Here is a 21,476-nt window from a genome sequence, read left to right on the forward strand (position 1 = left end):
AGAAAACTTCCTGTATTCGCTGTCTTCTTCTTTTGAGGAAAAAAAAGACAGGAAAGTGAAGCACAAATGCCAAAGATTTTGATCGTGGAGGACGAAGTGGAATTGGCCGGTCTGGTTGCAGGGGAACTGCGCCGCGACAGTTATGATACGTTGGTGGCCCACACGGCCGGCGAAGGATTGGAACTTTGGAAACAGGAGCAACCGGATCTGGTGATTTTGGATTGGGTTTTGCCGGATATGGAGGGAATCGAGGTCTGCAGAAAAATCCGGCAGAAATCGGTGGTGCCGATTTTGATGTTGACGGCCCGTGGCAGCGAGATGGAGAGGATTTGGGGACTGGATGTCGGTGCGGATGATTACATGATCAAACCTTTCAGCACCGGTGAATTGAGGGCCAGGGTTCGTGCCATGCTTCGCAGAATGGTTTTGATGGAACAGGAGAAGGGAAAACACGAACAGACCTGTATCGATTACGGGTTTATCCGCTTGAATGTGGAGACCCGTGAGGTTTTTTTGGAGGATTCCCTGCTGGAACTCACACCAAAGGAATATGAATTGTTGCACTTGTTTTTGGCCCACCCGGGCCGGGTGTTCAGCCGGAAATTTTTATTGGAACAAATCTGGGATTTGACGTATGATGGATTTGACCGGACGGTGGATACGCATGTATCGCGTTTGCGAAGAAAATTGGCGCCGTATTCAAAACATATTCTGACGGTGTGGGGAATGGGTTATAAGTTTGTGTTAAAAACGGCAAATAATGATTCATCACAGGAGTGAAAAGGTCTCTGCACAGCAGATGACCTTTTTTTAAAAGGGATTCGGGGGTCTCATTCATGCAGTTGAAAAGTTTCCAAAAAGCAGGAATCAAACGGGTATTGATTGAAACCTTTGCCCCGTTTTTGCTTTTATATGTGCTGATGCTCCTTTGGCAGGTCCGTACCTTTTATGAGTTGGTTTGGATGTATATATTGACGTTTATTCCCGAGTTTTGGATGAGTGTCTGGCCGGCTTATCGTTTCAAAAAAGGAGAAAATGCCAAAGAAAGTCTGGCTTTGTGGGCAAAGTTTTTGATCCCTTACCTGACGGGGGTTTTTTGTTTTGAATGGATCATGGAATGGCTGTTGAAACGGTTGCCCGTTTTCAAAGAATATCCGGTTCTTTTGCCGGACAATCAGGAAGTTTATATGGATTATGTCTGGATTTTGGCCATTGCGCTTTTCATCCTGGTTGCCTTCCGCCTGATCTTTTTCTTCCTGGGTGCCATTTGGGAATGGGCATCCGGCCGGTTGGTGCGCCAAATCACTTTATCACATGTCAATCTGTTTCTTTTTCTGGTGTTTTCCCTGGTTTCTTCTCTTGTTTTTTATACCGTCACCACCTATATCCCGAAAGTGGTCCGGGGCGAAAATGAAACGGTTCAAGTGGCCCGTTGGGCCTCCTACATGATGGAAAACCCACGGCTTCAGTCGTCGTTGCCCGAGTGGATCCGGCAGGTGGAATCCACGGCATGGAATGATTGGATTTTCCGGTGGTCTCCTTATCAGGTTGAACGGTATTGGACCATTTACAACCAAAAAGGCGAGTTGGTGGCCGACAGCACTTATCCGTTTTTGAAAGAAGCCCTGATCTCACAAGCGGCCCATCACGAAGAAAAAGCGTTTATCCGGGAGGTGCTGAAGACGCAAAAAATGATCAGCATCCCGTTAAAAAGCGGGAGCCGGTATATGACGGCCGCTCCGATTTACGGACACGACGGGCAAATTTTGGGCGTGGTCAATCAGATGATCCGCTTTGACGATTTCTTTTACGTGGATGCAGTGGTGTTGACCATGTTCTTTTCGTTTTTGTTATCCATTCCGCTGATCCTGTTGACGGTTTTGCTCGCGTTCGTCATTGCTCTTCCGTTTTCCTATCTTCATGCCCGCTTTGTCACCCGCCGGGTCGTCCAGGTGGGGGAAGCCGCCAAAGCCTGGTCCCGGGGAGATCTTGCTTTTCGGATTCGTGACGAACAAATTGATGAGCTGGGAATCTTGAGCCGCCAATTGAATCAGCTGGCCGGATCTTTGGAGGAAACGACGCAGAAGTTGCACAATGAAAAGAGACAAGTGGAGAGTTTATTGCGAAGCAAACAGGAGTTTGTCGCCAATGTTTCCCACGAATTGAGGAATCCCCTTGCCATTATCCAAGGGTATGTGGAACAACTGCACATGCATGACCCGTGGAAGGAGACGAAAGAGGTTCAAATCTTGAAACGGGAAGTCACCCGGTTGCAAAGGATGATTGATGACCTTTTTGTCATTGCCACCGAAGATGAAAAAAAATCGCTTGCTTCTTTTTTACAGCCGGAAACAACGCAGGTGGCCGGACTCATCAAACAAAGTCATGAAACTTTTTCCCAGATCGCATGGCAAAGCAAAAAAGTAAGTATTTTATTGGAGATCGAGCCCAAATTGCCCCTGATCCGGGTGGACCGGAAGAGGTTGTCGCAAATGCTGGACAATCTGATCCGCAATGCATTGCGTTTCACCCCGAGCGGATCGATGATCAAATTATCGGCAAGGCCGGCGGGGAACCACTGTGTCATTGAAGTGCAGGATACGGGGATGGGGATTTCCGAGGATGAACTTCCGTATATTTTCGAGAGATATTACCAGGGAAAAACCGGAGGGCGCGAACACGGGGCAGGGCTGGGGCTTGCGTTGGTCAAAGAATGGGTGGAGGCCATGGGCGGAAAAATTGAAGTGGAAAGCAAGGCCAATCAAGGCACTTTGGTTCGCCTTTGTTTTCCTGTGATGGATTCCAAATAACCGCACGCAACGTGCGGATTTTTTTATAGAAAATTTTATCTATACAGAATAAAGCATTTTATGGTAATAAATAAATTCGATTAACTATTGTTAAAAATAATAATTTCCGGTAAGCTAATGAATGAAGGCGTTTTCAACCGTATGCCAGCATATCGAACGAACGCTCGATAGAGTGCCTATTTACCGGAGGTGAAGAGATTTGTCCGAATCGGTGATTTTGGGTGGTGCACGAACTCCGATCGGGAAACTCGGAGGAGGATTAAAGGACAAAAAAGCAGTGGAATTGGGTGGCACGGCCATCCGGGCCGCTCTGGACAAAAGTGGTGTGCCGGATCAATCGGTGGACGAAGTCATCATGGGGATGGTTTTGCAAGGCGGAGCCGGACAAATTCCCTCCCGCCAGGCCGCCCGGCTTGCAGGGTTGAGCTGGGAAGTGGGAACGGAGACGATTAACAAAGTCTGCGCTTCCGGTCTTCGCAGTGTGACCTTGGCGGATCAGATTTTGCGGGCCGGCGATGCCGGATTGATGGTGGCAGGCGGCATGGAGAGCATGAGCAATGCGCCTTATGTTTTGCCCGGCGCGCGTTTTGGTCATCGGATGGGCGACGGGAGATTGGTGGATTTGATGGTGCATGACGGTTTGTGGTGTGCATTTCACGATGTTCACATGATCATCCATGGAAGCAATACGGCCAAAGAACAAAACATTTCGCGGGAAGAGCAGGATGAATGGGCTTTGAGAAGCCATGAACGGGCATTAAAAGCCATTCAATCCGGCCTCTTTGCGGAAGAGATTGTTCCGGTCACCGTCAAAACCAGAAAAAGTGAACATGTCGTGGATCAGGATGAATCGGTCCGGCCGGACACCACACTGGAGAAATTGGCTGCTTTAAAGCCCGCTTACCAAAAAGACGGCACCATTACAGCCGGAAATGCCCCCGGGGTGAATGACGGTGCTTGCGCATTGGTGGTTTCCACCGCCAAAAAAGCGGAGGAACTGGGCGTAAAACCATGGGCACGCATCTTGGGGCATGCATCCGTGGCGATGGAAGCCAAAGACTTTCCCATCACACCGGCATATGCCGTCCGGAAACTGTTAAACAAGCACCAGTTGTCGCCCCAAGACATTGATTTGTATGAAATCAACGAAGCTTTTGCCGCGGTGGCCCTGGCCAATCAAAAACTTTTGGGAATCGATGCGGAAAAACTGAATGTCAACGGGGGTGCCGTGGCATTGGGGCATCCCATCGGAGCCAGCGGTGCACGCATTCTTCTCACCCTGATCATGGAATTAAAACGTCGTGGCGGAGGATTGGGGGTTGCCGCCATTTGCAGCGGAGCAGCCCAAGGAGATGCCGTCTTGGTCCGGGTGGATGGATAGAAAGGGAGTGGAATGATGGAAATTAAACGGATTGCAGTGATCGGTGCCGGGCAGATGGGGAGCGGAATTGCCCAAGTGGCTGCCCAATCCGGTTTTTCCGTTTCTTTGCATGACGTGGCTGAAGAGCAGGTGAAAAAAGGACTGGCGCGGATTGAAGGTCTCTTGGAAAAAGGAGTGGCCAAAGGGAAGTGGACCGGGGAAGAAAAAGAGGCGGTGTTGTCACGGATTCAAACCACCGCGGATTTGCAGGAAGCGGTCAAGGATGCGGATCTGGTGATTGAAGCCGTGGTGGAAAACATGGAAGTCAAAACCGATTTGTTCCGCCGGTTGGACCAATACAGTCCGAAGTATGCGATTTTGGCCAGCAACACTTCTTCCCTGCCCATTACAGAAATTGCCGCAGCGACTTCCCGCCCCGAATCGGTCATTGGCATGCATTTTATGAACCCGGTTCCGGTGATGAAATTGGTGGAAGTGATCCGGGGATTGGCCACATCGGATGAAGTGAATGAAACCGTGAGGAATTTGGCGGAAAAGATGGGGAAAGTTCCGGTGGAAGTCAACGATTTTCCAGGCTTTGTGTCCAACCGCATCCTGATGCCGATGATCAATGAAGCCATTTATGCCGTGTATGAAGGCGTGGCTTCGCCCGAAGATGTGGACACTGTCATGAAACTGGGGATGAACCATCCGATGGGGCCGCTGACGTTGGCGGATTTTATCGGATTGGATACCTGCCTGTATATCATGGAAACCTTGTATGAAGGGTTTGGCGACAGCAAATACCGCCCGTGCCCTCTGTTGAGAAAATATGTGAAAGCCGGCTGGCTCGGAAAGAAAAGCGGTCGCGGTTTTTATCAATATGACAATGAAAAATAGAGAAAAAGCATCCTGAACTTTCATTTTCACGGAGTGGAGTGATTCTCATGCGGCTTTCCTTTACGGCTGAGCAAGAAATGATGCGCAAGATGGTGCGGGACTTTGCAGAAACGGAAATCGCTCCGTTGGTAAACCGCATGGATGAAGAAGACCGGTTTCCGGGAGAAATTGTCAATAAAATGGCACAACTCGGTTTGATGGGAATTCCGATTCCCGAGGAGTGGGGAGGAGCAGGAGCGGATTTTATCTCCTACATCCTTGCACTGGAAGAGATCTCGAAAGTCAGTGCCACGGTTGGCGTGATTTTGTCGGTTCACACTTCCGTCGGCACGATGCCGATTTTGACATACGGGAATGAGGAACAGAAAAAGAAATACGTTTCCCGTCTGGCTGCCGGCGAGTATCTCGGGGCTTTTGCCCTGACCGAACCCCAAGCCGGCTCGGAGGCTTCCAATCTTCGGACCAGTGCCCGGAAAGCAGGAGACAAATATATTTTGAACGGGAACAAGATCTTCATCACCAACAGTGGGGAAGCGGATGTATATGTCACGTTTGCCGTAACCGATCCCGATCAGGGTTCCAAAGGGATTTCGGCCTTTATTGTGGAGAAAGACACGCCCGGCTTCCGTGTCGGTAAAAAAGAGAAAAAGATGGGTTTAAATGGTTCCAATACGTGCGAGCTAATTTTTGAAGACGCGGAAGTACCGGCAGAAAACCTGCTGGGAAGCGAAGGGCAGGGGTATGAAGTGGCTTTGTCCAACCTGGCGGGAGGACGGATCGGCATTGCCGCGCAAGCCATCGGAATTGCCCAAAGAGCGATGCAGGAGGCACTTTCCTATGCCAAAGAACGGAAACAGTTTGGCCGGCCGATTGCAAAGAAACAGGCCATTCAATTCAAACTGGCCGACATGGCCACGCAAATCGAGGCGGCCCGTCTCTTGATTTACCAGGCAGCGGAGAAAAGGCAAAAAGGAAAACCGTGCAAGAAAGAGGCATCCATGGCCAAGATGTTTGCATCGGATACGGCCATGAAGGTGACCACCGAAGCGGTCCAAATTTTCGGCGGGTATGGTTATACGCGCGAGTATCCGGTCGAAAGATTGTTTCGTGATGCGAAAATTACGCAAATTTACGAAGGCACCAATGAAATTCAACGGATTGTCATCGCCGGCGAACTGTTAAATGGTTAGAAAACGATGATGGATGGGAGTGAAACCCGATGGAGTTTCAGTTGAGTGAAGAGCATGAAATGATGCGCAAGATGGTGCGTGATTTTGCATTAAAAGAAGTGGCCCCGTCTGCAGCCGAACGGGATGAACAAGAGAGGTTCGACCGTACCATTTTCGAAAAAATGGCAACGCTCGGACTGACGGGCATTCCCTTTCCCGAAGAATACGGCGGAGGCGGAGCGGACTTTTTGAGTTATGTGATTGCCGTGGAAGAGTTGTCCCGGGTTTGCGCGTCCACCGGAGTGACCTTGTCGGCGCATATTTCCCTGGCCAGCTGGCCGATCTTTAAGTTCGGCACCCCGGAGCAGAAAGAACGGTTTTTGCGTCCGTTGGCCGAAGGAAAGAAGTTGGGCGCCTTCGGTTTGACCGAACCGGGATCCGGTTCCGATGCGGCGGCCATGAAAACCACCGCCGTCCGCGACGGGGACGACTATGTTTTAAACGGCAGTAAAATTTTTATCACCAACGGGGGAGAAGCAGAGATTTATGTCGTTTTTGCCTTGACGGATCCGTCGCTGAAACATAAGGGAACCACGGCATTCATTGTGGAAAAGGGAACTCCCGGCTTCTCCATCGGAAAAAAAGAAAAAAAATTGGGGATCCGGTCGTCCCCGACCACGGAAATTTTGTTTGAAGACTGCCGGATTCCGGCGAGCCAGCGCTTGGGGGAAGAAGGAGAAGGATTTAAAATCGCCATGATGACGCTGGACGGGGGCCGGAACGGGATTGCCGCCCAGGCGGTGGGAATTGCGCAGGGCGCTTTGGATGAGGCGCTTTCCTATGCCAAAGAACGGCATCAATTTGGGAAACCGATCGCGAAAAAGCAAGCCATTCAATTTAAACTGGCCGATATGGCCACCCAGATTGAAGCGGCCCGCCTTTTGACTTACCAGGCTGCTTGGAGGGAATCCGAAGGCATTCCTTACGGAAAGGCATCGGCCATGGCCAAATTGTTTGCCGGGGATGTTGCCATGCAAGTGACGACGGAAGCCGTTCAAATCTTCGGCGGCTATGGATACACCCGTGAATATCCGGTGGAGCGCATGATGCGTGATGCAAAAATCACACAAATTTATGAAGGAACGAATGAAATCCAACGTGTCGTGATCGCAAACCACTTGTTAAAAGAATAAACCGTCTCCGGGAGGGGGAGTGATGGAGAGTTGGATCCAAGCCATCAGGCAAAAAAACAAGCGGAAGATTGCCCGCCTGATCACACGGATTGAAAATCAAGATCCGGATGCGGACCAATGGATGGAAGCGATTTATTCCAACACCGGAAATGCATACATTGTCGGGATCACCGGTTCGCCGGGGGCCGGCAAAAGCACGTTGTTGGACGAAGCCATCTCTTATTTGCGTCGCCAAAACTTGACGGTCGGGGTCATCTCCATTGACCCCTCCAGCCCCTATACAGGTGGGGCCATTCTGGGGGACCGGGTGAGAATGACCCGCCATTCCCTGGATGAGGGGGTTTTTATTCGGAGCATGGGAAGCCGCGGATCTTTGGGCGGCATTTCCAAATCCGCCAGAGACGCCGTCAAAATTTTGGATGCGGCCGGCTATGACCTGATTTTATTGGAGACGGTGGGAGTCGGGCAGGCCGAACTGGATGTGATGCATGTGGCCGATACCGTGTGCCTGGTTCTCAATCCGACCGCCGGGGATGTTATTCAGGTGTTTAAAGCCGGAATCATGGAAATTGCCGATTTGTTTGTCATCAATAAAGCCGATTTACCGGGAGCCGGACGCTTGGAATCGGAGATCAATGATTTGCTCGATTTGTCGAAGCAAAAGGAAGGCTGCTGGCGCCCTCCCATTGTCCGGACGATTGCGACGCGGGGGGAAGGAATTGAGAAATGGTGGGAAGCGATTGAACGGCACCGCCGCTACTTGGAAGAAAACGGGGAATTAAAGAAGAAGCGGAAAAAACAGTTGGAGTTGGAAACCCGCCAAATCATCGAAGAATCTGTCCGGCGCCTTTTGGAGAGGGCATGGAGGAGTCCGGATTGGAAAAAAGATTTGCAAAAGCTGGAATCCCGTGAGATCAGTCCGCGGAAGCTGGCTGAAAAATGGATCGGGGCATTGGGGAGGGGAGTCTGTGAAGAAACATTCCAAACTGATTCCTTCGATGATTAAGAATGAGCGTTTGATCGAACAAAGGCGGGAACAGATCATCGAAGGGGCGGTTCGGTTATTCGTGGAAAAAGGCTTTCACAAAACCACCACTCGTGAGATTGCCAGAGAATGCGGACTGTCCATCGGGACCATGTATGAATACATCCAGAGCAAAGAAGACGTTCTTTATCTGGTCTGCGAGCACATCCATTCCAAATTGGAGAGCCGGTTGCTGAAAGTCATGAACGAAGAAGACACCGGAATGGAATCATTGCAAAAAAGCTTGAAACAATTGTTCCGAGTCATGGATGAGATGCGCTCCTTGGTTCTTTTGATTTATCAAGAAACCAAATCATTGCCCAAAGACAAGATGAAATATGTATTAAAAAAAGAAGAAGAGATCACCAATTTATTTTCCCGAATTTTAGAAAAAGGAATGAACGACGGAACCATCCGAATCGATCCTTCCTCCATCAAGTTGATGGCCCACAATATCATGGTGATCGGCCAAATGTGGACGTTTCGCCACTGGGCGTTGGGGCGCGAGTATGATGTGGAAGAATACACAAAGCGGCAAATGGCTTTGTTGTTGGGAGAATTTACAGCAGGAGGCGATCGGGATGCAGGGGATTAAAACCAAGTATGCCATTCGGTTTGTGACCGCTGCGAGCTTGTTTGACGGACACGATGCTTCGATCAATTTATTCCGCCGCTTGTTGCAACAGGCCGGAGTGGAAGTGATTCATCTCGGACACAACCGGTCCGTGGATGAAATTGTGGAGGCCGCCATTCAGGAAGATGTGCAGGGGATCGCGGTTTCTTCGTACCAAGGCGGGCACATGGAATTTTTTAAATATATGATCGATTTGCTCAGAAAACGCGGCGCCGGCCATATTCAAGTGTTCGGCGGCGGGGGAGGCGTGATCGTTCCGCGGGAAATCAAGGAACTGGAAGAGTATGGCGTCAAAAAAATCTTTTCCCCGCAAGACGGGAGAAAGATGGGATTGGAAGGCATGATCCAAACCATGGTGGAGGCGACGGATTTCCCCACGGTTCGCGACATTTCCCGGGAAATGAGTCGTGCCAAGAAAGGGGATAAACAAGCGATTTCCCGCTTGATCACCTGGGTGGAGGATGATCCTGACCAGCGGGCAAGGCTGGGGGAACAGTTATCCAAAGAATTGCAGGGATTTGTTCCGGTCATCGGGATCACCGGGACGGGGGGAGCCGGGAAAAGTTCATTGACCGATGAATTGGTCCGGCGTTTTATCCATGACTTTGAAGACAAAAAAATTGCGATTTTGTCCGTCGACCCCTCCAAGCAAAAAACGGGAGGCGCGTTGTTGGGGGACCGGATCCGCATGAATTCCGTCCATCATCCCAGGGTTTACCTGCGAAGCCTGGCCACCCGGAAAACCCGGTCGGAATTAAGCGGCGGAATCAAAGAAGCGATTCAAATCTTAAAAGTGGCCGGATATGATCTGGTGATTGTCGAAACCAGCGGAATCGGGCAGGGAAATGCCGATGTGGTCGAAGTAAGTGACTTTTCCGTTTATGTGATGACATCGGAATTCGGTGCGCCTTCCCAGCTGGAAAAAATCGAAATGCTGGATTACGCCGACATGGTGGCCATCAACAAATTTGACCGGAAAGGATCGCAAGATGCCCTCAGAGACGTGAAAAAACAATACCGCCGCAATCATCAGTTGTTTGACGCCGATGATGAGGAGATTCCGGTTTATGGCACGATGGCTTCCCGGTTTAATGATCCCGGAACCAACCGGTTTTACCAGGAAATGATCCGGAAATTGAATGAAAAGTTTGATCTCGGTTGGGAAACCAAAGTAAAAGCCCCGGTTTCGGAAATGGACATCCATCATATCATCCCTCCGGAAAGGAGCCATTATTTAAGGGAAATTGCGTCCACCGTGCGGAAATACCATCAAGAGACGGAAGCGCAGGCAAAGCTGGCCACAAGGCTTTATCAATTAAATGGAAGCCTGCAATGCATGAAGGAAGAAGCGGCCGGGGAAGAAAGCCTGACGGAACGTTTTAAAGAGACCATTCAAAAAATTGAGGAACGCCTCACCCCGGAGAACCGGAAATTGCTGGATGAATGGGGTTTGTTGGCCGATGCCTACCGGCAGGATCGATTCACCATCAAGGTGCGCAACAAGACAAAGGAGATTCCTCTTTATACCAAAACGTTGGCCGGAAGCAAAATCCCCAAGGTGGCCTTGCCCCGGTTTGAGGATTGGGGAGAACGTTTACGCTTTTTGCGCAAGGAAAATGTTCCGGGGAGATTCCCGTTTACGGCCGGTGTGTTTCCGTTTAAAAGAACGGATGAAGACCCGAAACGGCAGTTTGCGGGAGAAGGAACGCCCGAACGCACCAACCGGCGGTTTCACTATTTGTCAAAAAATGATCAGGCCAAGCGGCTGTCCACCGCTTTTGACAGTGTGACCCTTTACGGGGAAGATCCGGACGAACGCCCGGACATTTACGGAAAAGTGGGTGAATCCGGCGTCAGTGTTTGTACCTTGGAAGATATGAAAAGGTTGTTTGAAGGCTTTGACCTTTGTGCTCCGAACACCAGTGTGTCCATGACGATCAACGGGCCGGCCCCCATTCTTTTGGCCATGTATTTCAATACGGCGATTGAGCAGCAGATGGTACAATTCCGCAAAAGGGAAGGACGGGAGCCCACGGCTGAAGAGGCGGAGGAAATCAAGAATCAGGCTCTGAAAAAGGTGCGCGGAACCGTTCAAGCCGATATCTTGAAAGAAGACCAAGGGCAAAACACCTGCATTTTCTCCACTGATTTTGCACTGAAGATGATGGGGGACATCCAGGAGTACTTTATTAAAAAAGGCATCCGCAATTATTATTCGGTCAGCATCAGCGGTTATCACATTGCTGAAGCCGGCGCCAATCCCATTACCCAGCTGGCTTTCACTCTCGCCAATGCCTTTACCTATGTGGAGTATTATTTGAGCCGCGGAATGAAGATTGATGAATTTGCCCCGAATCTTTCCTTCTTCTTCAGTAACGGATTGGATGCGGAGTATGCCGTGATCGGCCGGGTGGCGCGCCGGATTTGGGCCATTGTGATGAAGCATTTGTACGGAGCCAATGAGCGGAGCCAGAAATTAAAGTATCATATTCAAACTTCGGGCCGTTCCCTGCATGCGCAAGAAATGGACTTTAATGACATCCGGACGACGCTGCAGGCATTGATGGCCATTTATGACCAATGCAATTCGTTGCACACCAATGCCTATGATGAAGCGATTACCACACCGACCGAGGAATCGGTTCGCAGGGCCATGGCCATTCAGTTGATCATCATGAAGGAACTGGGGCTTGCCAAAAATGAAAATCCTTTGCAAGGCTCCTACATCATTGATGAACTGACGGATTTGGTGGAAGAGGCCGTCCTCTGTGAATTTGAGCGGATCAGTGACCGCGGGGGCGTGCTGGGGGCCATGGAAACCCAGTATCAACGGGGGAAAATTCAAGAGGAATCCTTGTTGTATGAAACGAAAAAACATTCCGGCGAGTTGCCGATCATCGGCGTGAATACTTTTGAAAACCCCAATCCCCCGGAAGATGTGGAAGTTCCGCTCAGCAGGGCCACCAAAGAGGAAAAAGACCTGCAAATCCGCCGTCTCCGTGAATTCCAGGAAAAACACCGGGAAGAGGCGAAAGTTGCGCTGGAGCGTTTGAAAAAAACGGCCCGCGAAAATGGAAACATTTTTGCCGAGTTGATGGAAACCGTAAAAGTGGCAAGCTTGGGCCAAATCACCCGTGCTTTGTATGAGGTGGGAGGCCAGTACCGCCGGAATATGTAAAGGTTTTCATGTCCGGGATGGAGACGGTTGTTGCTCCATCCCTTTTTTTGAGCCGTCCGGCTTTGGATGTTTATGGTTGACTTCACCTGTTTTTTGGATAAAATAGTTGTACTAGAAACAGGATATACGGTCTTCACCTCTGGATGGAAGGATGTGTCCGAATTTGAGTGACAATCTCGCTGTGGAAAGAGTGCGAGAGACTGCCATGGTTGATTTGGCTTACGACCTTTTGAAACAAAAGGGAGAAGCAATGCTGTACCGGGATATCATGGACGAAGTTTCGAGCATGAAAGGGTTTACAAAGGAAGAAGCCGAGCATTACATCGCCCAGCTTTACACCGAAATCAACATTGACGGAAGGTTTGTCTGTGTCGGCCGCAATTTGTGGGGATTGAGGGAATGGTATCCGACGGACCAAGCGACGGATTCCGCGGTTGCAGCCAACGTCAAAGAAGACGACGAATATCATGACCTTGATGAAGAACTGTTTGATGAGGAAGAAGAAGAGTTGGGCGAGATCGAAAATACGGAAGATGAATTTGCAATGGATGAGGAAGAAAATGAATTTGACGACGGGGATGAAGTGATTTAGTTGCTTGACAATCGTCATTTCCTGCGATAAATTATTTTCTGGGCTCGTTATGAACGGAAATAAAAGAGCGCCCCTTGATTGGGGGCGCTCTTTTCTATTTTGCGAAAAGAAAGGGCATCCTTGTCTATAGGAGGAAGATAAAAATGGCGAAATATATTTTTGTTACCGGTGGTGTGGTTTCTTCTCTGGGGAAAGGGATTACCGCTTCTTCCCTGGGAAGATTGTTAAAAAACAGAGGACTGAAAATTACCATCCAAAAATTTGACCCTTATATCAACGTGGATCCGGGAACCATGAGTCCTTACCAGCACGGTGAGGTATTCGTCACGGACGACGGGGCTGAAACGGACTTGGATTTGGGCCACTATGAACGATTTATCGATATTAATTTGACAAAAAACAGCAATGTGACAACGGGAAAAATTTATTCATCCGTCATTAACAAAGAACGCCGCGGGGATTACTTAGGGGGGACGGTTCAGGTCATCCCTCACATTACCAATGAAATCAAGGACCGGGTCTTCCGTGCGGCCCGTGAGACGGGCGCCGACGTGGTGATCACGGAGATCGGCGGTACTGTCGGGGACATCGAAAGCTTGCCTTTTTTGGAAGCCATCCGTCAAATCAAAAGCGATGTCGGCCGGGAGCATGTCATGTATATCCACTGCACCTTGGTGCCAATGATGCGGGCCAGCGGCGAATTGAAAACGAAACCGACCCAGCACAGTGTTAAGGAACTGCGCAGTCTCGGCATTCAACCCGATGTGATTGTTTGCCGGACCGAATATCCTCTTTCGGAAGAACTAAAAAATAAAATCGCCTTGTTCTGTGACATTGATCGTGAAGCGGTGATTGAAGTGCGCGATGCCGAAACCCTTTATGAAGTCCCGCTGATGATCCAGGAGCAGGGGCTGGATGAAATTGTGGTCAAGCGGTTGGGCTTGGAATGCGGACCGGCGGAAATGTCCGAGTGGTTGGAGCTGGTCAACAAAGTGAAAAACCTGACCCATCAAACACGCATTGCCATCGTCGGAAAATACGTGGCTTTGCATGATGCTTATATGAGTGTGGTTGAAGCATTGCGTCATGCCGGCTTTGACCGGGATACGGAGATTGACCTCAAATGGGTCAATTCCGAAGACGTGTCCGATTCCAATGTCCATGTTCTTCTCGGGGATGTGGACGGCATTCTGGTCCCCGGCGGATTTGGCGACCGCGGAATTGAAGGAAAGATCTCGGCGATCCGGTACGCAAGGGAACAGCGGATTCCTTTCCTCGGCATCTGTTTGGGTATGCAGATGGTTTGTGTGGAAGGCGCCCGGAACCTCCTGAAACTGGAAGGGGCACACAGTGCGGAATTTGATGCATCGACGCCTCATCCGATTATTGATTTATTGCCGGAACAAAAAACGATAGAGGAAAAAGGCGGCACCATGCGCCGTGGCTTGTATCCGTGCAAGTTGGTTCCCGACAGCCTCGCACATCAGGCATACGGATCGGATTTGGTGTACGAACGCCATCGCCATCGTTACGAATTCAACAATGAATACCGGAAAGCGTTGGAGGAAGTGGGATACGTGTTCTCGGGAACTTCCCCGGACGGAAGACTGGTCGAGATTGTGGAGTACAAAGATCATCCGTGGTTTGTGGCTGCTCAGTTCCATCCGGAATTTGTATCACGTCCGACGCGTCCGCAACCGCTGTTCCGTGAATTTGTAAAAGCAGCACTTCAAATGCATTTAAAGCCGCAAGTGGAAGTTTGAGGCGAAAAACCCGGCTGATTTCAGAGCCGGGTTTTTTGTATAGGGATTCGCAAACATTGGCTATTTTCTGTATAATAAAAATAATCAGATTGAAAGAGCGGGGGTGCTTCCGGTTTGAAGACACAACTGCAAAACGAAGTGAAGCCGGTCAGGCAAAAAAGTGATACCGCTTTCAAACACGTGGTTTCTTTTTTATTCATGATTGTCCTGACGGCCGTTTCGTTTCTGGCCGTGATTAATCAATGGTTCAGTTTGCAGGGAACGCTCTTTGTGATTCTTTTTTTGGCGGCTGTTCAAGTGATTTTGCAGCTTTATATTTTCATGCATCTGGATCAAAAAGGGTACGGGATGATGAGGATTTTCATCTTTTTCGGTCTGTTGTGCGGAACGGTTTGTGCCGTGGGGATTCTCCTCATGTAATGGGGGAGAAGTGTTCATAAAATGGTTAAATAAGGATTTGATTCATCGTTGTATTCGCTTTGCAGCCTGGTATAATTTTGTGTTGGAGCTGTCATGTCATATGACAGCTCTTTTTTTTCGGGACTTTTATTATTGATTTTTTTGCGCAAATTAGTGACAACAGGAGGGACAGAAATGGAATTTGCAAAATCCGTACCATCACAAACCGATGAAGTTTTCCAAGTATACAAAGAAGCCACCAAAATCATGAATGCCAATAATATTTATCAGTGGTCTGAAAATTATCCGGTACGGGAGGATATTGAAAAGGATATCCAAAGCGGAAATTTATATGTGCTGATGAACGAAGGGGAAATCGTTGCTTGTGTTGTGTTGGATCAACATCAGGAACCGGAGTATGATCACATACCGTGGGAAGATTCATCCGGGCGGTTTTTAGTTGTTCACCGGCTTTGTGTGAACCCAAAGTACCAAGGAAAAGGAATTTCGCGCACTTTGCTGGCGGAAATCGAACGATTTGCCAAAAAAGAAGGGTATGCCAGCATCCGGCTGGATACCCAGATGATCAATGAAAAGGCCATGTATTTGTATGAATCTTGCGGTTACGAGAAAAGAGGAAAATTTTATTTTCCCCGTCATGATGAGCCGTATATGGCTTTTGAAAAACGGGTGACTTAGAAACAAGCAGGACAGCAGGTTTCACGAGGTGGAGCCTGCTTTTTCTATTGACTGGATTTCTCAAGTTCTTGCTGATAAATCGACAACCTGCTGTAGACCGCTTTTATGAGCGGCAGACGGGCATCTCCGGGTGCCATTTTGAGCAAGGCCCCGTGGAAATGGTCGGATTCCACCGGCTTTCCTTTTTCCATGTCCCTCAACATGGAAGATTTCATGCTTGGGGAAAGGGATTCCATGTTGTGGAGGATTTTTCCGGCCAGGGTGGTCGGGATTTCCGGTTCCTGATGATGGGCAACCGAGACAATCTCCTCCAGCAGCTGTTGGTACATTTCTTTTCCGTAAGGTGCGGAAAGGATCGGACCGATACTGCTGTTCATCAGGCAGGTCATTCCGCTCATGGCGCTGATGAAAATATATTTTTGCCACATTTCAATCCGGATTTTTTGGCTGTATCTCGCGTCAAAACCGGCACCATCGAACAACGCTTGGATGTCAAGGATCCGTTTTGTCACATCTCCGTTTAATTCGCCGTAAACGATTTCATGTTGCGGGCTGTATTGTTCAATCTCCCCTTTGTCATTCAAGGTGGATTCAATAAAGCATAATCCGCCCAGAATCTTTTCAGCGCCGAATTCGTTTTGTAACTGCTGAATGTGAATGATCCCGTTTAACAGGGGGAGAATGGTGGTGTTTTCCCCGACATACGGCTTCAAATCATTGAGAGTCTTCGTTAAGTGATAAGCTTTAACCGAGAGGATGATCAGGTCAAAAGCGGGGGCCGGTTGTCCGGCGGTCAGGGTTTTCACTTTTAATTCGGCATTGCCGTTGACGCTTTTGATCACCAACCCGTTCTGCTCCAATTGCTCTTGTCTTTTCTTTCGCACCAGGAAGGTGACATCTTCTCCTTTTTCAACAAGCCTTCCTCCGAAATATCCGCCTACCGCACCGGCGCCAACCATCAAAACGCGCATCGTATTCCTCCTTTTGTCAAACAAAGGTCCTCTTGTAAAGCTATTGTAACAAAGGACCGGGCGAGGAACCCAGACCTTTGTCTGCCGATTAATAATGATATGTATTTTGGTTATTTTTCATTAATTGCAGAAACTGGCTTTTGACACTGTGATAGCCGATTTGGTACCATCCGTTTTTCGGATCCCACTTGCCGTATACTTGGACGGCACGCTTGATTTTATTTGCATCCTGCGGAACCAGCAGTTTCATTGTATATTCTTTTTGTGTGGGTTTGTATTTTGTGAACCGTGTTTTGTAAATGGAAAGAAAATATAAAGTTTTTTCGCCCTGGATTTTGCCTTCTTTCTCAAATTCGCTCAGGACTTTTCCCAGCATCCTGTGATCCGGATGGTAATCCTCGATGCTCATCGTCCGGAAGTGGGCGTCCGGAAAACGTTGCAAAAGCTCGTCCACAATTTCGCGAATCTCTTGTTCCTGTTCTTCAAACCGGTCGTTTTCAAGATCATAGACATGGACGTGATCTTTAGGAATCCCCAAAAGCTTGGCAGACTCTTTGAATTCCCGGACCCGGGCTTCCCCCAGATCGTCCACGGTGAGATAGAGATCCTGGTAGTGTTCTTTTTCCGGATCATGATATCGCTTGTGCAGAGGGCAATAAACCGGCGTTTTAAAGAGGAAGGGCTCTTGGTCGGAGTCTTTGAATCCGTTGATCAAAAAGCGGGCGCGGGAGTGGCCGCCGGGACTCATCAAAACCAAATGCACATCATAGCGCAAGCGGATGTGGTTGACGATGTCGACACCCATGGACAACAATTCATCATCGGCATGAGGGACCAAATACACCACTTGCGGCTGGTGAGACAGGTCGGATCCGTCCCCGCTTAACGCATGCAGTTCTTGATCCTCCAGAGCGGATACTTTGTGAAAAATGAAAAAAGCGGAGAATAAAAGGACGGCCAGCCCTGTGATGATGGGAAACCATTTCCGTTTCATGAATGTCTGCACCTACTTTGTCCAAATAAAACTCTTTTGCAATGAATTTATTATACGATGAAAAGAGTCCCTCTTTTATAAGCTCATTTTAAAATTTAAAGGAATTTTCGTGGGAGAAGGGGGTGTCGCATTTTTCGCCAAGAAGCAGGAAATAAGTGAAGGAATCGATAAATATTAGTCATAAATCCCTTTTGATGTTCGAAGATGCAAAATGGAAGCGGGGTTTGCAGGGACGGATCTGAGAGGAGGCAAGAGGTGAAATGGATAAAAAAATACTTGTGGTGGATGATCAATACGGAATCCGACTTTTGCTTCAGGAAGTGTTCTCCAAGGAAAATGTACATATTTTTCAAGCTTCCAACGGAAAACAGGCACTTGAAATCATACAAGCGGAAAAGCCGGACCTCATATTATTGGATATGAAGATGCCGGGAATGGATGGTTTGGAACTGTTAAGGCGTTTGCGGAAGTTTAACACCGAATCGAAGGTGATTATGATGACGGCTTACGGCGAATTGGATATGGTTGCCGAAGCCAGCCGACTCGGGGCGCTCACCCATTTTACCAAGCCGTTTGACATTGAAGAGCTGCGTACGGAAGTGTTAAAGCAACTGGCATCATAATGAGAATAAAGGGGATCATCAGGATGGAAGCAAAAATTCGCTTGCGGATGAGTCAGTCGGATGCACATTACGGGGGCAATCTGGTGGATGGAGCCCGGGTGATGTCTTTGTTCGGGGATGCCGCGACGGAACTGTTGATACGCCATGATGGCGACGAAGGGTTGTTTGTGGCTTATGACCAAGTGGAATTTTTGGCTCCTGTTCATGCCGGCGATTTTATCGAAGTGACCGGACGGATCGTCAAAGTGGGAAACACGAGCCGGAAAATGACCTTTGAAGCGGTCAAGGTCATTGAAGGCGGCATTGACCCCGCTTGCCCGTCCCGTGCCCGGGTGCTCAAGGAGCCGGTGGTGGTTGCCAGAGCTTCCGGAACTTGTGTGGTTCCGAAAAAGAACCGGACCGGATCATCGGTTTGAAGGAGGGAGCCGGTTTGCAAAAGCTGATCATTACGGCGGCGTTGGTGGGGGCGGAAGTGATGAAAGAGGACACCCCCCATCTTCCGGTTACGGCGGATGAAATTGCCGCTCAAGCCGAAGAAGTGAGAGAGGCGGGCGCATCGGTTGTCCATCTTCATGTCCGTGACGAAAACGGCCGTCCCAGCCAAGATCGTTCGCTTTATCAGGAAGTGATCGAAAAAATTCAAAAACGGACCGATCTCATTGTGCAAGTTTCCACGGGCGGGGCGGTGGGGATGTCTCCGGATGAGAGGTTGCAGCCCCTTTCTTTGCGTCCGGAGATGGCCACGTTGACAACGGGAACCGTCAATTTCGGTCGGGAAGTGTTCATGAATTCTCCCGCGCATCTCACCCGATTTGCGGAAGAATTTGAACGGTACGGGGTCCGGCCTGAATTTGAAATCTTTGATGTGGGAATGATAGCTAATGCCTTGAAGCTTGTGAAAGAAGGCTATTTTACCGGTCATCTTCATTTTGATTTCGTGATGGGGGTTCCCGGTGCGATTCCGGCCACGGCGGAAAACCTGCTCCATTTGATCCGCCAGTTGCCGGAAGGGGCGACCTGGACGGTGGCGGGAATCGGGAGGCACCAATTGCCCATGGCTGCACTCGGCGTGATTTTGGGAGGGCATGTACGCGTCGGTTTGGAAGACAACATTTATTACCGGAAAGGGGAACTGGCAACCAATGTCCGGCTGGTCGAGCGCGTGGTCCGGATTGCCGGGGAACTGGAGCGGAAGGTGGCAACCCCGGATGACGCCAGACAAATATTGCATTTAACAAAGAGTCGGTTTTATTAAGGAAGTGCATCTCTTTCTACCCAATCCTCCGATCAAGTGTTATAATGTCAAAATGATGATTTTTTGAACTGAAGGAGGCTACATATCATGCCACTTGTATCGATGAATGCCTTTTTGCCGCAAGCCAAAAAAGAAGGTTTTGCTGTCGGGCAATTTAATGTAAACAACCTGGAATTCGTGCAAGCCATTATCGAAGCCGGGAAAGAAGAACGTTCCCCGCTCATTTTCGGAGCCAGTGAAGGTGCCATCCGCTACATGGGGTTGAACAACGTGGTGGCATTGGCCAAAGCCGCTGCGGAAGAAGCTGATGTACCCGTCGCCCTTCATCTGGACCACGGAAGCAGCTTTGAAGTGGTGATGAAATGTATCCGGGCCGGATTTTCTTCGGTGATGTTCGACGGTTCCCATTATCCGTTTGAAGAAAACATCCGCCTGACCAAAAAAGTGGTCGAAGCTGCCCATGCCGTGGGGGTATCTGTGGAAGGAGAATTGGGAACCATTGGTGGTGTGGAAGACGATTTGAACGTTTCCGAAGAAGATGCCGCATTGGCGGATCCGGAGCAAGCCATCCGCTTCTGGGAAGAAACCAAAGTGGACGCGATGGCGATTGCGGTGGGAACGGCTCATGGCATGTATAAAGGAGAGCCGAAAATCCGCTACGACATCATTGAAAAAGTTGCCAGCCAAATTGAAGCTCCGATTGTTCTGCACGGCGGTTCTGGCGTGCCGGACGAATCCATCCAAAAAGCCGTTTCCCTGGGTGTCGGAAAAATTAATGTGAATACGGAAAACCAAGTTGCCATGGTGAAAGTGGTTCGTGAGTTGCTGGATAAAAACCCGGATATGATCGATCCGCGCAAATACCTCGGGCCGGCCCGCGAAGCCATCAAAGAAACCGTTAAAGCAAAAATGCGTTTGTTTGGAAGCTCCGGCAAAGCGTAAGCGATTGAACAATTATGGTTAGAAGGTGGTTGCGATGAAATTTTTTTTAGATACGGCCATTGTTGATGAAATTCGCCAGGTTCATGAATGGGGACTGTTGTCCGGGGTAACCACCAATCCCAGCCTCATTGCCAAATCAGGACGGGATTTTGAAGAAGTGCTCAAAGAAATCACGGAGATCGTGGACGGTTCGGTCAGCGCGGAGGTCCTCAGCCGTGACGCGCAAGGGATGATTGAAGAAGGAGAGCGTCTCGCTTCGATTTCGGACCAGGTGACGATTAAAGTCCCGATGACCGTAGAAGGATTAAAAGCCGTCAATCATTTTGCCAAAAAAGGGATCCATACCAACGTCACTTTGATTTTTTCCGCCAACCAGGCCTTGATGGCTGCCCGGGCCGGAGCCACCTATGTCAGCCCCTTTATCGGCCGTCTGGATGATATCAGCCAGGACGGAATGCAATTGATCCGGCAAGTGGCTGAGATTTTCCGGATTCACGACATTTCCTCACAAATCATTGCGGCCAGCATCCGTCATCCGGTGCATGTGACGCAAGCGGCCCTGAACGGGGCACATATTGCCACCTTGCCGTATAAGGTGTTGGAACAAATGGTTCGTCACCCATTGACGGATCAAGGGATTGAAAAGTTTGAGGCCGATTGGGAAAAAGTGAAACAATCTTGATCGCAGACGGGTTTGGCCGGGAAGGAATCTCCCGGCCGGACTCCCCTTTTAACCGGTACATTCCTATTTTTGGGATTTTTCACTCTACTGTTTTTGATAGTCATGATTTATAAATATCTTCGTCGTTCCCTCGCATTTTCTGTGCACAACCACTTTGTGTTCTCGTGATTTTCTTCACCGAAAAGGCGTTTCCTCCATCGAGATATCAAAAAATTGATCCATCCCCGTACAATCGTGTAACATATATCATAAATATGTTACTCTGATTGGGAGTTTTGTTGTCATTTT

At 49.2% G+C, this 21,476-nt stretch carries 20 protein-coding genes; 18 read left to right on the forward strand and 2 right to left on the reverse strand.

All coding sequences use genetic code 11. The features are described from left to right. Positions 1 to 66: 66 nt before the first annotated feature. The 13 genes from FA954_RS01595 to FA954_RS01655 all read left to right on the forward strand — a co-directional run bounded on the left by FA954_RS01595 (position 67) and on the right by FA954_RS01655 (position 15,721). Positions 67 to 780 carry a response regulator transcription factor gene (locus FA954_RS01595; protein WP_037995791.1) on the forward strand — a complete coding sequence of 238 codons (714 nt, stop codon included), beginning with the start codon at positions 67 to 69 and terminating at the stop codon, positions 778 to 780. Positions 781 to 836: 56 nt separating this feature from the next. Then, complete coding sequence (locus tag FA954_RS01600; RefSeq protein WP_049720724.1) at positions 837 to 2,810, forward strand: sensor histidine kinase; 1,974 nt, start codon at positions 837 to 839, stop codon at positions 2,808 to 2,810. 199 nt (positions 2,811 to 3,009) lie between these two features. Then, entirely contained in the window at positions 3,010 to 4,191 is a 1,182-nt protein-coding gene (locus FA954_RS01605; RefSeq protein WP_037995788.1) for an acetyl-CoA C-acetyltransferase, read from the forward strand. A 15-nt stretch (positions 4,192 to 4,206) separates the two neighbouring features. After that, positions 4,207 to 5,070 carry a 3-hydroxybutyryl-CoA dehydrogenase gene (locus tag FA954_RS01610; protein ID WP_037995786.1) on the forward strand — a complete coding sequence of 288 codons (864 nt, stop codon included), beginning with the start codon at positions 4,207 to 4,209 and terminating at the stop codon, positions 5,068 to 5,070. Positions 5,071 to 5,117: 47 nt separating this feature from the next. Next, positions 5,118 to 6,260, forward strand: coding sequence for an acyl-CoA dehydrogenase (locus tag FA954_RS01615; RefSeq protein WP_037995784.1), 1,143 nt, complete (start codon positions 5,118 to 5,120; stop codon positions 6,258 to 6,260). Between the two features lie 29 nt (positions 6,261 to 6,289). Next, positions 6,290 to 7,432 carry an acyl-CoA dehydrogenase gene (locus FA954_RS01620; RefSeq protein WP_037995782.1) on the forward strand — a complete coding sequence of 381 codons (1,143 nt, stop codon included), beginning with the start codon at positions 6,290 to 6,292 and terminating at the stop codon, positions 7,430 to 7,432. 22 nt (positions 7,433 to 7,454) lie between these two features. Beyond that, positions 7,455 to 8,438 (forward strand): methylmalonyl Co-A mutase-associated GTPase MeaB, encoded by a 984-nt coding sequence (meaB, locus tag FA954_RS01625; RefSeq protein WP_037995780.1) that lies wholly within the window; start codon positions 7,455 to 7,457, stop codon positions 8,436 to 8,438. Then, complete coding sequence (locus tag FA954_RS01630; RefSeq protein WP_037995778.1) at positions 8,401 to 9,051, forward strand: TetR/AcrR family transcriptional regulator; 651 nt, start codon at positions 8,401 to 8,403, stop codon at positions 9,049 to 9,051. The genes meaB and FA954_RS01630 overlap by 38 nt, the downstream gene beginning before the upstream one ends. Next, a complete protein-coding gene (gene icmF, locus FA954_RS01635; protein WP_037995777.1) occupies positions 9,038 to 12,268 on the forward strand; it encodes a fused isobutyryl-CoA mutase/GTPase IcmF in 3,231 nt (1,076 codons plus the stop codon). Before FA954_RS01630 ends, icmF begins: the two co-directional genes overlap by 14 nt. A 163-nt stretch (positions 12,269 to 12,431) precedes the next feature. After that, on the forward strand, positions 12,432 to 12,860 hold the full coding sequence (gene rpoE, locus FA954_RS01640; protein WP_052186706.1) for a DNA-directed RNA polymerase subunit delta: 429 nt from the start codon (positions 12,432 to 12,434) through the stop codon (positions 12,858 to 12,860). 143 nt (positions 12,861 to 13,003) lie between these two features. After that, a complete protein-coding gene (locus tag FA954_RS01645) occupies positions 13,004 to 14,623 on the forward strand; it encodes a CTP synthase (RefSeq protein WP_037995773.1) in 1,620 nt (539 codons plus the stop codon). 114 nt (positions 14,624 to 14,737) lie between these two features. After that, positions 14,738 to 15,043 carry a cytochrome C oxidase subunit IV family protein gene (locus tag FA954_RS01650; protein WP_037995771.1) on the forward strand — a complete coding sequence of 102 codons (306 nt, stop codon included), beginning with the start codon at positions 14,738 to 14,740 and terminating at the stop codon, positions 15,041 to 15,043. Between the two features lie 174 nt (positions 15,044 to 15,217). After that, on the forward strand, positions 15,218 to 15,721 hold the full coding sequence (locus tag FA954_RS01655; RefSeq protein ID WP_037995769.1) for a GNAT family N-acetyltransferase: 504 nt from the start codon (positions 15,218 to 15,220) through the stop codon (positions 15,719 to 15,721). Between the two features lie 44 nt (positions 15,722 to 15,765). Here the strand turns inward: FA954_RS01655 and FA954_RS01660 are convergent, their stop codons facing one another. Together FA954_RS01660 and FA954_RS01665 are read right to left on the reverse strand one after the other, a co-directional pair. After that, on the reverse strand, positions 15,766 to 16,692 hold the full coding sequence (locus FA954_RS01660) for a ketopantoate reductase family protein (RefSeq protein ID WP_037995767.1): 927 nt from the start codon (positions 16,690 to 16,692) through the stop codon (positions 15,766 to 15,768). 88 nt (positions 16,693 to 16,780) lie between these two features. Beyond that, a complete protein-coding gene (locus tag FA954_RS01665) occupies positions 16,781 to 17,686 on the reverse strand; it encodes a PIG-L deacetylase family protein (RefSeq protein WP_037995766.1) in 906 nt (301 codons plus the stop codon). Positions 17,687 to 17,946: 260 nt separating this feature from the next. Here FA954_RS01665 and FA954_RS01670 point away from each other — a divergent pair, with 260 nt between their 5' ends. The 5 genes from FA954_RS01670 to fsa all read left to right on the forward strand — a co-directional run bounded on the left by FA954_RS01670 (position 17,947) and on the right by fsa (position 21,188). Next, positions 17,947 to 18,309 carry a response regulator gene (locus FA954_RS01670; RefSeq protein ID WP_037995764.1) on the forward strand — a complete coding sequence of 121 codons (363 nt, stop codon included), beginning with the start codon at positions 17,947 to 17,949 and terminating at the stop codon, positions 18,307 to 18,309. Between the two features lie 23 nt (positions 18,310 to 18,332). Further along, on the forward strand, positions 18,333 to 18,725 hold the full coding sequence (gene kal, locus FA954_RS01675; protein ID WP_037995761.1) for a 3-aminobutyryl-CoA ammonia lyase: 393 nt from the start codon (positions 18,333 to 18,335) through the stop codon (positions 18,723 to 18,725). 14 nt (positions 18,726 to 18,739) lie between these two features. Further along, a complete protein-coding gene (kce, locus tag FA954_RS01680; RefSeq protein ID WP_037995817.1) occupies positions 18,740 to 19,564 on the forward strand; it encodes a 3-keto-5-aminohexanoate cleavage enzyme in 825 nt (274 codons plus the stop codon). Between the two features lie 87 nt (positions 19,565 to 19,651). Next, positions 19,652 to 20,506 carry a class II fructose-1,6-bisphosphate aldolase gene (locus FA954_RS01685; protein WP_037995760.1) on the forward strand — a complete coding sequence of 285 codons (855 nt, stop codon included), beginning with the start codon at positions 19,652 to 19,654 and terminating at the stop codon, positions 20,504 to 20,506. Positions 20,507 to 20,540: 34 nt separating this feature from the next. Continuing rightward, on the forward strand, positions 20,541 to 21,188 hold the full coding sequence (gene fsa / locus FA954_RS01690; protein WP_037995757.1) for a fructose-6-phosphate aldolase: 648 nt from the start codon (positions 20,541 to 20,543) through the stop codon (positions 21,186 to 21,188). Positions 21,189 to 21,476: the final 288 nt, after the last annotated feature.

The sequence above is a fragment of the Thermoactinomyces vulgaris genome (assembly GCF_005886755.1).
Taxonomy (GTDB): Bacteria; Bacillota; Bacilli; order Thermoactinomycetales; family Thermoactinomycetaceae; genus Thermoactinomyces; species Thermoactinomyces vulgaris.

Coding starts and splice junctions, on each gene's coding strand:
- FA954_RS01595 (WP_037995791.1), top strand. CDS start 67: ATGCCAAAGATTTTGATCGTGGAGGACGAAGTGGAATTGGCCGGTCTG.
- FA954_RS01600 (WP_049720724.1), top strand. CDS start 837: ATGCAGTTGAAAAGTTTCCAAAAAGCAGGAATCAAACGGGTATTGATT.
- FA954_RS01610 (WP_037995786.1), top strand. CDS start 4,207: ATGGAAATTAAACGGATTGCAGTGATCGGTGCCGGGCAGATGGGGAGC.
- FA954_RS01615 (WP_037995784.1), top strand. CDS start 5,118: ATGCGGCTTTCCTTTACGGCTGAGCAAGAAATGATGCGCAAGATGGTG.
- FA954_RS01620 (WP_037995782.1), top strand. CDS start 6,290: ATGGAGTTTCAGTTGAGTGAAGAGCATGAAATGATGCGCAAGATGGTG.
- meaB (WP_037995780.1), top strand. CDS start 7,455: ATGGAGAGTTGGATCCAAGCCATCAGGCAAAAAAACAAGCGGAAGATT.
- icmF (WP_037995777.1), top strand. CDS start 9,038: ATGCAGGGGATTAAAACCAAGTATGCCATTCGGTTTGTGACCGCTGCG.
- FA954_RS01645 (WP_037995773.1), top strand. CDS start 13,004: ATGGCGAAATATATTTTTGTTACCGGTGGTGTGGTTTCTTCTCTGGGG.
- FA954_RS01655 (WP_037995769.1), top strand. CDS start 15,218: ATGGAATTTGCAAAATCCGTACCATCACAAACCGATGAAGTTTTCCAA.
- FA954_RS01660 (WP_037995767.1), bottom strand. CDS start 16,692: ATGCGCGTTTTGATGGTTGGCGCCGGTGCGGTAGGCGGATATTTCGGA.
- FA954_RS01665 (WP_037995766.1), bottom strand. CDS start 17,686: ATGAAACGGAAATGGTTTCCCATCATCACAGGGCTGGCCGTCCTTTTA.
- FA954_RS01670 (WP_037995764.1), top strand. CDS start 17,947: ATGGATAAAAAAATACTTGTGGTGGATGATCAATACGGAATCCGACTT.
- kal (WP_037995761.1), top strand. CDS start 18,333: ATGGAAGCAAAAATTCGCTTGCGGATGAGTCAGTCGGATGCACATTAC.
- FA954_RS01685 (WP_037995760.1), top strand. CDS start 19,652: ATGCCACTTGTATCGATGAATGCCTTTTTGCCGCAAGCCAAAAAAGAA.
- fsa (WP_037995757.1), top strand. CDS start 20,541: ATGAAATTTTTTTTAGATACGGCCATTGTTGATGAAATTCGCCAGGTT.